The organism is Bradyrhizobium sp. AZCC 2289, from assembly GCF_036924615.1.
Classification (GTDB): domain Bacteria; phylum Pseudomonadota; class Alphaproteobacteria; order Rhizobiales; family Xanthobacteraceae; genus Bradyrhizobium.
This window is the reverse complement of the sequence record NZ_JAZHRY010000001.1, coordinates 7067944-7080927: the sequence shown is the minus strand read 5'-3', so window position 1 is coordinate 7080927 and position 12984 is coordinate 7067944. Positions and strand designations below refer to the sequence as shown.

9 protein-coding genes are annotated in these 12984 nt (G+C 62.9%); 2 read left to right on the top strand and 7 right to left on the bottom strand.

Going from position 1 to position 12984, the window contains the following annotated elements; translation table 11 throughout:
• Positions 1-4 precede the first annotated feature (4 nt).
• Both V1289_RS33645 and V1289_RS33640 read right to left on the bottom strand, forming a co-directional pair.
• Positions 5-1468: a DUF5107 domain-containing protein gene (locus V1289_RS33645; protein WP_334402509.1), complete on the bottom strand. Its 1464-nt coding sequence runs from the start codon at positions 1466-1468 to the stop codon at positions 5-7.
• Positions 1469-1682: 214 nt separating this feature from the next.
• Positions 1683-2525: a GNAT family N-acetyltransferase gene (locus tag V1289_RS33640; protein WP_334407784.1), complete on the bottom strand. Its 843-nt coding sequence runs from the start codon at positions 2523-2525 to the stop codon at positions 1683-1685.
• Between the two features lie 151 nt (positions 2526-2676).
• Between V1289_RS33640 and V1289_RS33635 the strand changes: the two genes are divergently transcribed.
• Complete coding sequence (locus V1289_RS33635; protein WP_334402507.1) at positions 2677-4275, top strand: FAD-binding oxidoreductase; 1599 nt, start codon at positions 2677-2679, stop codon at positions 4273-4275.
• A gap of 93 nt (positions 4276-4368) precedes the next feature.
• Here V1289_RS33635 and V1289_RS33630 read toward each other — a convergent pair whose 3' ends face one another.
• The 4 genes from V1289_RS33630 to V1289_RS33615 form a co-directional block, all read right to left on the bottom strand.
• The gene (locus V1289_RS33630) at positions 4369-6165 is read right to left on the bottom strand and encodes a carboxypeptidase regulatory-like domain-containing protein (RefSeq protein WP_334402504.1); all 1797 of its coding nucleotides are present in this window, start codon (positions 6163-6165) and stop codon (positions 4369-4371) included.
• A gap of 11 nt (positions 6166-6176) precedes the next feature.
• Entirely contained in the window at positions 6177-6512 is a 336-nt protein-coding gene (locus V1289_RS33625) for a carboxypeptidase-like regulatory domain-containing protein (RefSeq protein ID WP_334402502.1), read from the bottom strand.
• A 166-nt stretch (positions 6513-6678) separates the two neighbouring features.
• Entirely contained in the window at positions 6679-8301 is a 1623-nt protein-coding gene (locus V1289_RS33620; protein ID WP_334402500.1) for an FAD-dependent monooxygenase, read from the bottom strand.
• A 31-nt stretch (positions 8302-8332) separates the two neighbouring features.
• Positions 8333-9781, bottom strand: a complete 1449-nt coding sequence (locus tag V1289_RS33615) for an MFS transporter (RefSeq protein WP_334402498.1) — start codon at positions 9779-9781, stop codon at positions 8333-8335.
• Between the two features lie 145 nt (positions 9782-9926).
• Here V1289_RS33615 and V1289_RS33610 point away from each other — a divergent pair, with 145 nt between their 5' ends.
• A complete protein-coding gene (locus V1289_RS33610; RefSeq protein WP_334402496.1) occupies positions 9927-10838 on the top strand; it encodes a LysR family transcriptional regulator in 912 nt (303 codons plus the stop codon).
• Positions 10839-10994: 156 nt separating this feature from the next.
• Here V1289_RS33610 and V1289_RS33605 read toward each other — a convergent pair whose 3' ends face one another.
• Positions 10995-12845, bottom strand: a complete 1851-nt coding sequence (locus V1289_RS33605) for a phospholipase C (RefSeq protein WP_334402494.1) — start codon at positions 12843-12845, stop codon at positions 10995-10997.
• Positions 12846-12984 lie beyond the last annotated feature (139 nt).

The following is a 12984-nucleotide window of genomic DNA, read 5'->3' as shown; positions in this document are numbered from 1 at the left end:
CGATCTATTTTATTTTCGTCTCGGCCGCGATCAGCTCATTGCCTTCCGCGGTCCTGATCGTCAGCTGCACCTGTCCGCCGCTGAGGCCTGCGGGAATCGGCGCGGAAATGCGATTTCCGTTTCTCGGGTCGGCGTTCACGGCGGCATCGAACAATACCCGATCGCCCTGTTTCAACGTTACGCGCAGCGGCCTGGCCGGTTCGATGCTGAAGAACTGAAGATGCACGCTTGCCGCCTCGGCCGAGAGATTAATCAGGACATTCTCGTTCGCATGCGTCACATTGCTCATGCCGACGGTCGGGCTGTAGGTTTCCGGAACCGATACCCGGCCCAGTGCGGGAAACCTGGCACTGTGGAAAAACTGGTCCGACACCCCCGCCCACAATTCGATGTAAGGCCGCTGCGGGGTCGGGTCCTTGCGCGCATCGGTTTCATTCGTGAACGACGGAAATCCCCACGTCCACATTTTCAGGCCCGGCGTGACTGCATTGTCCGCAATGCGGATGATCCCCTCTTCGTTGTCGTGGTTGATCACGCCCCAGAAATTCCCGCCCTGCATATCGGGCGCCGCGTAGGCGATGCCCATCGTCGGCCAGTTCCTGAAGAAGTGCAGTTTTTCGAAACGGCTCTGGCCCGGACCAAGGCTCTCGTCGCCGTCGGCCAGATTGGCCGACCAGCGGGGTGTGCTGTAGGCCTGGATCGGCGCGATGATTTCGGCGCCGCCGGTCGCTTTGGGGCTTTCCGGATCCGATCCCGGCGCCAGCGTCGTGCAGGTCCAGTACTCATAGTCGATCGGCTTGTCCCGCGGATTTTGCAGCGCCACGCGCACGTCGAGCGCGGCGCGATCGGCTTTCAGCGTGATGGTGCTGGTCGCTTCGATGCCCGTCGAGCCCGGCCTGAACTGCCTCGGCGCCGCGCTATAGGCGAAATCGTCTTTCAGCGACATCGACACCGTCACCTCGCCGGCACTTTCCTTCACCACCTTGAAATCCCACGGCTTCAGCCAGGTCTTGCCGTGCTCGGCATCCGGGAACGTGGGGAAAATGCCGCCATACACCATCATCCAGTCGTAATAAAACGTGCCGCCCTTCATCCCGTAGGGCACGCCGACTTGCGTGCGATAAAGCTGTTCGTGGCCGGTCGGCTTGTAAATGATGGAAATTATGCGCCCGCCGAATTCGGGCACCAGCGTCACCTTCAGATAGCGATTCTCGAGCACATAGGTCTTGAACGTATGGTCGACAATGGTGTTGGCGTCGAGCGACCCGCTGACCAGACCGTTCTCCGCATCGGTCGCGTACTTGACGGTGCTCCAAATTATCGTCGACTCGCTGAGCGACACGCTGTCGGGCACAGGCGACGCCGCATGCACGACGGCACGAAACGCGCACGTCACCGAAAGGACTGCCGCCAAAACCACGGCACCCGCGAAGCGGACAGGGGTAAGCGAGGAAGCATGAATTGCCATTTGCGTCGCCTTCGGGTGAGCGGGGCGATCTTATCGCAAAAATCAAATAGCTGGAGGATCCGGCGAAGGATCCGGCCGTCACGATGCACGCGGAATGAAGCCGCCCGTGTCACTTCATGGCATCTGGCCGAGGCGGCCGGTTTGCCGAACGTCGGCTTTGAGAAGCAGCCATTCCCAGTAGAGAGAGTGCGAAGTCGCCATTGTTCGCGGAACACTACCCCAGCTCAAAGGTGGTGACGCCGAATACCCGCTCCAACTGCAACGGCAGGATCGCGCCAGTATACATACGCGCAGTCTCGAACACCGGCACGAGCCCCAGGTCTTGCGCCAACGCGACCGCATCGCGGTTGATGCTGGGAACGTCGAGGAAGATCTCCCCACCCCCGACGCTGGCCAGCAAAGCCGACAGGACCACCTCGGCGGTGACGCGGTCGTCGGCTACCAGCGGGCCGATCTTGCAGCCCTTGCGGCATGGACGGATCACACCCCAACCGACAAGCCCGCCATCACGCATAAGGGCGCAACCGACATGCCCGGGCGAGCCGATCCAGGCATGCAGGAACGCGGGGCGCGGAGCCGGAAACACCGTCGCGTCGTACGCCTCTACAGCCGCCAACGGGACTTCGGCCAGCGCCATGATGCCAGCCTGCGGTGCATCCGGAGCCGCGACGATGCCGCCGTAACGGGCGTTGGCATAAGCGAGCTCGAACCCGGACTTTCTGTAATTTTGCTGCTGCGCCACCACGCCATCGAGCCCGATCACGCGTGGGCCGGCGTGCGCAATGGCCGCATCCCATATGCGCAGTCCATAGCCACGCCCGCGCAAGTCCTCTCGCACGATGTAAAAGCCGAGGAAGGCGAAGCTTGCGCTGTAGTTGACGCAGGAGACGGTCGCGGCCGGTGCGCCGTCGAGTTCGCCGATCAAAAAGCCTTCCGGATCGACCGCGGCGAAGCAGGCATCGTCGGCGAGGCCGGGGTTCCAGCCTTCGGCTGCGGCCCAGTTCACCGCTATCGAGATTTCGTCCGGCCGCATCGTCCGGATGCTTAGATCGTTCATGGCGGGCGATCGTACAAATGGACTCATGAAACCAAGATTACCGCCAGCGAGCCGTTGCCGGCAAACAATAGAACGCTCTGGCGCGGCGCTGTCGTTCAGAATATTTTCTTCGATCCAAGAAACGCTCGAAACCAAACACGAGGGAACGCTCATGACTGGCGCAAGGCTAAAACATTACGGCTGGGGGCGCGAAGGCGAAGGCATGAGCGCGGAGGAGCGAAAGTTTGTGCTCGGCCGCTACCGAGCGAAATTTGCAACTGACGAATTCGACACGATCGCTGTTCCGGGCCTTGACGATCTCTCCTTGCGGGAACCACGCGTGGCGCCGCCGGCCTCACTTGCCCCCTTTTGCACCACCGACCGATACGATCGCGCCGCGCACACCTACGGCAAGTCCTATCCGGATTACGTCAAGGCAATGCTTGGCGATTACAATTGTGCGCCCGACGTTGTGGCCTATCCGCGCAACGAGGCGGAGATTTCGGCGGTGATGGATTGGACCAGCGCCGTCGGCGCTTCGCTGACGCCTTTTGGCGGCGGCTCGAGCGTCTGCGGCGGCGTGGAGCCGCGCGTTGACGGCATCAAGCACAAGGCAGCCGTCACCCTCGATCTGCGCAATCTCTCCAAAGTCGTCGAAGTGGACCCCGTATCGCGCGCTGCATCGATCGAAGCCGGCACCTATGGTCCGTCCCTGGAAAACCAGCTCAAGCCGCATGGCTTCACGTTGCGGCACTTCCCGCAGAGTTTTGAATTTTCGACGCTTGGCGGCTGGATTGCGACGCGATCGGGTGGCCATTTTGCCAGTCTTCATACGCATATCGACGATTTCGTCGAAAGCCTGCGCGTCGTGACGCCGGTTGGCGTGCTGGAGACGCGCCGACTTCCCGGATCGGGTGCCGGGCCTAGTCCCGACCGCCTGTTCATCGGCTCGGAAGGAACCCTGGGCGTGATTTCGCGCGCCTGGATGCGGTTGCAGCCGCGTCCAAGCTTCCGCGCCGGCGCATCGCTTCGTTTCCCCTCTTTTTTCGATGCCGCGCGCGCCGTGCGTGCCGTCGCGCAAGCCGGCCTCTATCCGTCAAATTGTCGCATCCTGGACCCGCAGGAGGCCTTCAACACCGGCGCGGCGGACGGCAGTGCTGCCATCATGGTGCTCGCGTTCGAGTCGGGCGATCATCCGCTCGACAGCTGGATGGCGCGCGCACTTGAGTGCTGCGCCGACCATTGCGGAACGCCGGAGTCCGCCAAGGCCAGCGAGGCGCATCTGCAAGGCGCGGCGGGCATCTGGCGCAACGCGTTCATTCGCATGCCCTATGCGCGCGAATTTCTGACACCCGCGGGCCTCATCAACGATACGTTCGAGACCGCCATCACCTGGGATCAGTTCGAAAACCTTCACGATAAGGTCAAAGCGGCAACCGAACGCGCCATTCTGGACGCGACTGGCGTGAAGGGTGAAGTCACCTGCCGCTTTACCCACGTCTACCCGGACGGGCCTGCACCCTATTTTTCCTTCCACGCGCTTGGTCGACACGGCGCGCTTCTCGAGCAGTGGCAGGCCATCAAGAATGCGGCGAGCGACGCGTTGATCGCGGCAGGCGGCACCATCACGCATCATCATGCCGTCGGTCGCGATCACAGACCCTGGTACGACCAACAGCGGCCGCAGCTTTTCGCCGCCGCACTAAGGGGAGCCAAGCGCGAGTTGGATCCGAAAGGCATGCTCAACCCGGGCGTCCTCATTGATCCGTAAGCGCATCCTGCCAGATGCGGTCACTGGGTAGGTATGATTGAGCGAACGCATCGCAGCCATGGGCCGCGGGGCGTTCAAAGTTCTCCGCGAACCTCAGTTCGCCAGCGGATCGGGCCGAAACTGGATGTGCACGGCGCGCGGCCTTGAGCCCTTGCCGCCTTCCTTGAGCCAGGGCGTGCGGTCGCCGTTCGTGCTCCACAACCCGCGGCCTTTCCACCCGGCGTTGGGATCGTCGATACGCCCGTCAAAACCCTTGGCGTAGAAGCTGAGCGGGTAGGGAATCCGGATCGTGATCATCTTGCCGTCCTTCAACGCCACGAAGCCGTCACCGAGATTGGCGGTGGACATCGGGATGTTCTCGCCAAGTCCGGACGTGTTGTGCTGATCGACCCAGGTGTAATAGCTCGACTCGGCGCTGTTCTCGCCGATGCCGTCGAAGCCAGGGCCGGGATATTGATAGATGGTCCAGCCCTCTGGGCAATGATTGCCGGTGGCGGTCGGCCCGTTGAGCGGGCCGTTGCACTTGCGGCGATCGAAGCTGCCGAGGTGGCCGCTCGATAACGACGCCCAGACCACGCCGTTCTTGTCGATATCGCCGCCACGGATTCCGAACGCCGGCGCCGGGACATAAAACACCTCCGACAGTCCGGTCGCCGGATCAAAGCGCAGCACCCCTGGCGGGCCGCCGAAGATGCCTACGGTGTACCAGATCGAGCCGTCGACCGGCGACGGCATCACCGCGTAAGGTCCCGAACCCGGGACGATCCGCTTGTCCTTGGCTGGATCGAGCGGGGCGTTGGGCTCGACATAATCGTCGCGCTTGCCGTTGCCGTTGGTGTCGAGCACGAACGGCGACCAGCCTTGCGACTTCGCCGCATCGCCGGTTTCGTCGAACATTTTGGTGTTGACCCAGCCGGCAACCGGGCCGGTGCCGCTGAGCCACAGCGTGTCATTGGCGTCGTAGCCGAACTGCAGGTGATGAGTGGCAAAGCAGGTGTTGATAAAGCTGTACTTCATCGTCCTCGGATCGAGCATCGCCACCTGGCGCGCCGACTTTTCCAGCGGGAACAGCTTGGCCGACGGGTGGTCGGAACCTTGTTTGCAGAACGCCGGGTTATCGATGCCGCGCACGGTGGCGGAGAGCCAGAGCCGGCCCTTCTCGTCGAACATGGCGTTGTGATTGTTGGCTCGGGTATCCCACAGTTTTTGCTCGCCCCAATAGACCGACGGCTCCAGCGGCTTCACGCTGGCGGCATGCCCTGGACCCAACGATTCCGGCATCTCGGGGTCCGCGACCGGCATCTTGAAGAACGACACTTTATTCGTCTTCGGATCGAGGATCGGCATGTTGTCGGTGGAATATTCCGGCGAGCCGTACAGCGGGCCATAGGCATTGACCGTCGGATTGCGCCGGTCGGACGAAATCAGATCGTGCAAGTATTTGTCCGGCGTCGACCACTCCCATGAAGTGATCACGATATTGCGTTCGACGCCTTGTGGGCGCGGCGGCTTGGCCTTGGGCAGTTCGCCCTTGGCGACGCGGTCGGTCCAGTCTCCGAGATATTTGAAGGGGACACCGCCGAAATTCCCGGCAAGCTGGTTGGTCATCTGCTCGCCGGACTGCCCCGATTGGACGCGCCGCATCCAGGCTTCCGCACCGGAATCGAACTTGCCGAAAGCAGCCGGTATCGTGCGAGTGGCTTCCTGGCCGAGTTGATGGCACCCGATGCAGCCGATGTTCTTCACTTGCTTCAGCCAGTCATTCTGAGTGAGCTTTTCGGGAATGTCGCTCTTGCCGCCGAAATCGCCGGCAGGCGGAATTTTCATCATCGCGTACCAGTAGATCGCCGGATAATAATGCGCCGCCGCCGCTTCGTCCGGCGCCGGCACCGCGGTGTGATTTAGAGCTGGCCCGGCTTTGCGGTGAGCTTGGCGGAATCCACCAGACCATAGCCGCGCACCCAGACGCTGTAATTCGCGGCCGGCAGATCGGGGATCAGGTAGCGGCCGGAATCGTCGGTGACGACGATGCGCGCGAACTTCGTCGGCAGCTCGGTGGTCTCGGCGATCACCCAGACCCCGGCTTCGGGGCCCGCCGCGCCGACAACAGTGCCGCCGATATCGGCGGCGCCGACCGTCACGGTCTGCTGCGCATAAACTGCGGTGGAGATTGCGCTTGGCAGCGCCATCAAGCCGGCACACATCGTCAACCGCGCAAGCGCTTTGGTCACGAACATAGTCGCCTCCCGGCATCGAACCAGCTCTTTGGCCGGTTTTTCATTGTCGCCGTTTTAGCAAAAAGGTCGGCAGCGTCCAACGGCTTGAATCAGGGAATTACCGACGTCCGCGTTTTGCGCCGCCAATAGCGGACGTTTGGCCCAAGTCCGTCCTCTAAACGCGTCCTCACGCGATCGCGGGCATCCTTCCGAACACACAATCGAGCGCTGCGCGCAACACCTCTGCCGGGTTCGGCGCGCCGGAACGGCTGCGCCACGCCACATGGCCGTCCGGTCGAACCAGCACCGCGCCATCGGCGTCGACGCCGTACGCATCATGCCAGTTGCCGTCCACGTCGACGAGATCGCCATCTTTGCCGATGGTGAAAGCCATCAGTGGCGGCGACGATGTAGCGATCCCTTGCGCGGCCCGTCGCCATGCGTCGCCGTCGCGGCCGGCCAGCAGCACAAAATACGGGCCGAACAGGTCGATGGTCGAGATTTGCTCGTTGCCGCGCATGAGCCAGACATGGGGTGCGCGGCTGCCGGGCCGCGCGGAGGGCACGTAGTCGGTGACGGGATCGCCGACCGCGACCGGGGGCGTGCCGTCCGGCACCACCGCCATCGACTGGTAGCTGGCCCCGAAGATCAGCCCCTGCTCGTTCAAGAATTCCCGCCGCGGCAGCACGTTGCTTTGCCGCACATTGCGGCCCATCGACAGGGCGTTGGCCAGCGCATTCTGGGTGATGATCCGTCCTAAAGGCTGGCGCTCGGCGTGATAGCTGTCGAGCAGCTTCTCGTCGGCCTTGCCGCGCAGCACGGCGGCGATCTTCCACGCCAGATTGTGCACATCCTGCACCCCGGTGTTGAGGCCAAAGCCGCCGGTCGGCGGCATCTCGTGGGCCGCGTCGCCGGCCAGGAAGACGTTCCCGACGCGATATTGGTCGGCAACGATGGCCGAGGCTTCCCACGGGCTGACGCCCAGCACCGACACGGCAAGGTCCGGCACGCCGACGGCCTTGCGGATCAGCTCCGCGCAAAACTCCGGCGTAAAATCCTTGGGCTGCCAGCCATATTGTTTGACGCTGTGAATCAGAAAACCCCAGCGATCCCTGCCGTTGATCGTGAGGAACGTGCCGCGCAGATCCTGCTGCTCGACGAAATAAAGCGCGGCAGGCCTGTGCTCGACCCATTGGGTGAGGTCGGCGTGGAACAGGATATTGACGCTGTCGTAGACTTTCTCCGTGCCGGTCATGTTCACGGCCAGCGCGCGGCGCACCCGGCTTTGCGCGCCTTCGGCCGCGATCAGGTAGCGCGCGGCGAACGGCGTCTCCACGCCCGTGGTGCGATCGGTCAACAGGCCCTTGACCGCACCGGGCCTTTGGCTGAACGAGGTCAGCTCGGTATTGAAGCGCAGCGTTGCGGGCTCGGCTGCTTCCGCAAACCGGCGAATGACCGGCTCGAGGTCATCCTGGGCACAGAGACAGTTTTTGACCGGCGTCGCGGCCATGTTCTTTTCGGTGGCGCGACCGGGCACGCGGCGCTCGATCTCCTTGCCGGCAAGGGTTTCGGTCCAGACGATCAGCCCCAACCGCCCTTCCTGCAATCCTGCGTCCCTGACCGCGGTGTCGATGCCGCATTGCCGGAACACTTCCATGGTGCGGGCATTGATGCCGCGCGCCTTCGGCGTCAGCGCCGTGCTCGGGTGGCGTTCGACCAAAAGCGAGCGTACGCCGTGCTGGGAGAGCAGGAGCGAGGCGGCGAGACCGACCGGACCGCCGCCGGAAATCAGAACGTGGATGTCGAGCATCTCTTCTCCTGTTGGCATTTGCGTCCGTGAATTATCCGATCTCCATCGGCTTGCCATGGGGCTCGCGGCGATAGGCGAAGATCGCGATCAGCGCCGCGAATTCGCACGCCGCCAGGAACAGGAACGCCGGCGCGATCGCGTCCGCGGTTGCTTTCGGCGAAACCACGTCGTTGCTTCCGGCGATCAGCGCCAGGCAAACCGGTCCGAGAATCTTGCCAACGCCGTTGGCGGCCTGCGCCAGTCCAAACGCCCGGGCGCCGAGCGAGACCGGAAACACTTCGACCACATACGGCGACATGTTGGAGAACGAGCCGCTGTAGAAGGCCGCGCCGAAGATCACCAGCAGCGCGAATACCGACCAGCCGGCGATGAACTCGCGATAGAACGCGAAAATCGCCAGCATGACCAGGACGGAGAGGAACGTTCCGACCAGGGCGGCGCGGCGGCGCCCGATATAGAGCGGCAGCACCGAAAACAGCACGCGGCCGATAATCGAGGCGACGCTGGCATAGACGAAATAATGCGCGGCCTCGTGCGCGGTGATCTTCAGGAGCTGGGACAGGATGGTGGGTCCCCACAGAATCACACCATAGGTGCCGGTCGAAATCCCGGTCCAGATCACGACGACCCACCAGAACCGCTGCTGGTCCTGGAACAGCTCCGACAACGACCCCGGCTTCCGGATCGGCGCAACCGCGTTCGGCAGCGTGATGCTGGCTTCGGCAACGCCGAGCAACTTTGCCGCCTCACGCCGCGCGTCGGCATTGCGGCCGCGCGACAGCAGCCATCGCACCGACTCCGGCGCAATCAGCGCAAACAACAGCGAGGTCACGATCGGCATCGCCCCGGTGGCCGCGACCCCGCGCCAGCCGATCACCGGCAGCAGGCTCGCCGAAATCATCGCCGCGAACATGGTGCCGAGCGCGACCGGCGCCACCATCATGCTGGAAACGAAGGTGCGGTACCGGGTCGGCGTCATTTCGACGACCAGCGGATTCTGCGCAGTCACCGCCGCGATCGACCCAAAGCCCACGACGAAGCGCAGGATCGAAAACAGGATCCAGGCGCCGTCCGGGATCAGCGCACATCCGGCGGCGCCCAGTGAAAAGATCAGGCCGCCGCCCCAGATCATCTTCTTGCGCCCGACCCTGTCGGCGAGCAGACCGCCGGCCAGCGAGCCTGCGATGGCGCCGACCCCGGACGACAGCAGCATCACCGCGCTCTGGCCGTAAGTGAGATGCCAGCCCGGCGCCAGCACCGAGACCAGGTAACCGACCAGGAAGAAATCGTAGAACTCGAACATCTCCTGCAGGACCAGCAGGGCGATCGTCAGATAATAGCGCGGCGTGAGGTTGGATTGCTCGATTCCGCTGATCCAGTCCTGCGCATCGGCTTTGGCGCGATCATGGGCCGCCTGCCGGATTCCGCCCGAAATACTGCCCTGAACGGCGCCTTGAGCGTCGAGCGAAACGTCGGCCATTGCTCTCCCCGGACGCCCGACTGCCCGCCGTCATATGCGGCGGTTTGGAGGTGCCGGGACCATCCGGGAATAGAATTAGCACCCCGCTCTGGATTGCGATAATGTTGAATTGTCATCAGATTGATCGCAAATCGGCATCATAAAAATGGACCTGCGCCAGTTCCGCTATTTCATTCAGGCCGCGCGGCGGGAGAATTTTCGCAAAGCCAGCGACGATCTTCGCGTCGCGCAGTCGGCGCTGACGCGGCAGATCCAGCATCTCGAGCGCGAACTGGGCTTTCTTCTGTTCGATCGCGTCCGGCGCGGCGTACGGCTGACCGCGGCGGGCCAGCGGCTGTTGGAACGCTCGCAACACATTCTGGGCGAAGTCGACCGACTGAAGGAGAGCCTGCAGATCGAGGCGCATGTGCCGAGCGGCCCAGCGTCGCTGGCGGCGCCGCCCTCGATCGGGCGGCTGCTGTTCAGCAAACTCGCGCTGACGTTTCTGAAATCCTACCCGAAAGTAACCCTCAGCCTGCTCGAAGGCTGGACATCGAACGTGCTCGGTCAGCTCCGGCGCGGCGAACTCAGCCTTGCGATCGTGACCGATCCGCCGCCCGACCCGCTGCTCGAATACACGCGCCTGTTCACCGAATCGCTCTACCTCGTCGGCCGCCCCGATGACCCTCGTCTGAAGAAACGCAGCCTCGATGTCGGCAGTCTCGGGGGTCTCCCGCTGGTGATGATCAACAAGCATAACCGGCCGCGCCAGCTGATCGAGAACGCCGCGGTCAGGGAAGGCACAACACTCGACATTCGGCTCGAACTGGAAAGCCCGGAAACCCTGAGGCAATTGCTGCTGGGCGGCAGGATCTATGGACTTCTGCCCTACTCCTCGATTTTCGGCGATGCCCAGGCCCGCCGGCTCGGCGCGGTGCCGATCAAGGGACAAGCGATGACGCGGTATCTCGCCAAGAGCCGCAACGAGGCCAATTCCGTCGCCCGCGAAACCCTGGAGAAATGCACGATGGCGGAGATGCGCGGGCTGGCAAAACGGATCGGCATTCGCGAGCAGTAGACGACAAAACACCTGCATGTTTCCGGCGAGGACAACTTTCTCACCGGAAACAGCACGCTTGCCGTCCGCCTGCTCTCCGGGAACGCTTTCGAGGGAAAGTCTGATCCGGAGTGGATGTCGGTTGACGCAAAGCCGCCGCGTCAACCGACCAAGGTTTTAATGCCGATGATGATCGTCGTCCTCGCCGCCGGAGGCCGAGACCACGACACCGGTCTTTTCGTCGAGCAGCAGCTTGCGCGGGCCGCCTTCGCCGCGATCGTCGAAGTCGAACATGTTGTTGAGCGGTCCGGCGATGGCATCGAATGAGCCACCGTGCTGAATGCGCTCGCCGGACAGCCAGTTGTCCTCGATGAACCGCAGCACCGAGGTCTGGTCGGTCAGGGTGTGATCGACATGGTTGCGTTTCGCAAAGGGCGACACCACCAACAGCGGCATCCGCGTTCCATAACCGCAACGCCCCCACGCCGGCTTGCCGGAGTTGCCCAAGAGCGGCGTGGTCGCGACGGGCTCGTCCTGCTGAAAACCATTGCTGGTCTGGCAGACGCCGGGACCGTTGAGCGTGTCCACGGCCGGGTTGAACGAGGGATTGGCGATCGGCGGCATTTGATGGTCATACCAGCCGTCGCTGTCATCATAGAGAATGATGACGGCGGTTTCCGACCATTCCGGGCTCTGCTGCAGGGCGTTGATGACCCGCACCAGGAAATGCTGCTCGTCGGTCGGGTCCGAATAGCCGGCATGTCCGTCTTCGAAGGCCGGGGCCTTCAGGAAGTTCACGGCCGGCAGCTTGTGCGCTTTGAGCGCGGTGAAGAAGTCGTTGATGTCGTAGTTGTGGTTGGCCGGATCCGGCGTGTTGGTGTGCGGGATCAGGCTGTGACCGATGGCGTCGACCGAACTCGGACGGGCATGGGTCGGATTGCGGGTCGACGCGTAGTACTGGAACCAGGCGTGGTGCGGAATGTAATCGACCGATGTGGACGCAGGCGTGCCCGGCGCGGTCGGGTTGGTATGCCGCAAGCAGCCGGTAGAACCGTCGGCGTTGACGGCCGTGAGATCGAAACCGCCCATGAACGAACCCCAGGTGATGCCTTTGGCATTGAGGAGATCGCCGATGTTCTTGCCTGCCATGGTGACCTGGTCGATGGCCGGATTCGAGCAGACGTCCTGCAGCGGATCTCCGTCGCCGATTTCGGTGACGTTGTCGGCGGTCTTGTTGGCATCGCCGAACGCTTCGTGGGTGCCGTGCAGCAGCGTCTTGCCGGTGGGATCGGCGGGATCGAACACGTTCTTGGTGGCGGCAAAGCCGTTGGTCTGGCCCGAGATCAGGTTGATCGCGCCAGGCGTCGAAGGACCGAATTGCGTGGTGTAATTGTTGTCGTTCAAGGCGAAATTCTGGGCGTAGTTCCACATCGCGGTGACGGTGTTGCCGTCGTAATAGCCCATCACCAGCGACTTGCCGGTGCCGGTCGGCGTGCCTCCGGTTCCGACGAAGACCGGGAAACCGTCCATGTGGCCGTTGTCGTACGCGCTCTCCTCGGGGCTTTCGTTGTGGCCCTGATCCGCGGTCAGCGCCTGCGCGGGCGACAGCCGGAATGGATTCGATGCGTTGCTGCCGTTCTTGTTGGCCACGCCGCCGGTCAACGGGGGAACGGGATTAACCGGATTGGTGGCAACGCTGTTGGGGTTGTTACTGAGAAGGTCGACGCCGCTCAACAGCTTGAAATCGTGGTTCACGTCAAGCGGGTTGACGAGATTGTTGACCTTTGGCGTGCGCGGCGATGGCTTGAACGGCGTCTCGCCGGACAGATTGAGGGCGTTCGGATAGGTCCCGAAATAATGGTCGAACGAGACGTTTTCCTGGAAGATGACGACGACATGCTTGATCGGTGTCGCGGTGGGAACACGATGGAAATCGTCGGAATCACGGCCGTGCCGGTCGTCGGCGCTTGCGCCGGCGCACATCAGCGCCAGAGCGGAAACCAAGCCCAAAGTTGTTGGCAAACGCATCGGGATCGCCTCCTGAAGAATGAGTTGAATGGGGGATATTGAGGATTGCGAGTGGCAACCAAGCGGTTGCCGCGCGGAACTTTTCAGAGCTCGATCACAGCCAGAAGAAACATTTGTGACGCCTTGTTGAATAGGTCGC

Bases quoted from the DNA above. Each gene is read 5' to 3' on its own strand.
- V1289_RS33645 (WP_334402509.1), bottom strand. From the start codon at position 1,468: ATGGCAATTCATGCTTCCTCGCTTACCCCTGTCCGCTTCGCGGGTGCC.
- V1289_RS33640 (WP_334407784.1), bottom strand. From the start codon at position 2,525: ATGAACGATCTAAGCATCCGGACGATGCGGCCGGACGAAATCTCGATA.
- V1289_RS33635 (WP_334402507.1), top strand. From the start codon at position 2,677: ATGACTGGCGCAAGGCTAAAACATTACGGCTGGGGGCGCGAAGGCGAA.
- V1289_RS33625 (WP_334402502.1), bottom strand. From the start codon at position 6,512: ATGTTCGTGACCAAAGCGCTTGCGCGGTTGACGATGTGTGCCGGCTTG.
- V1289_RS33620 (WP_334402500.1), bottom strand. From the start codon at position 8,301: ATGCTCGACATCCACGTTCTGATTTCCGGCGGCGGTCCGGTCGGTCTC.
- V1289_RS33615 (WP_334402498.1), bottom strand. From the start codon at position 9,781: ATGGCCGACGTTTCGCTCGACGCTCAAGGCGCCGTTCAGGGCAGTATT.
- V1289_RS33610 (WP_334402496.1), top strand. From the start codon at position 9,927: ATGGACCTGCGCCAGTTCCGCTATTTCATTCAGGCCGCGCGGCGGGAG.
- V1289_RS33605 (WP_334402494.1), bottom strand. From the start codon at position 12,845: ATGCGTTTGCCAACAACTTTGGGCTTGGTTTCCGCTCTGGCGCTGATG.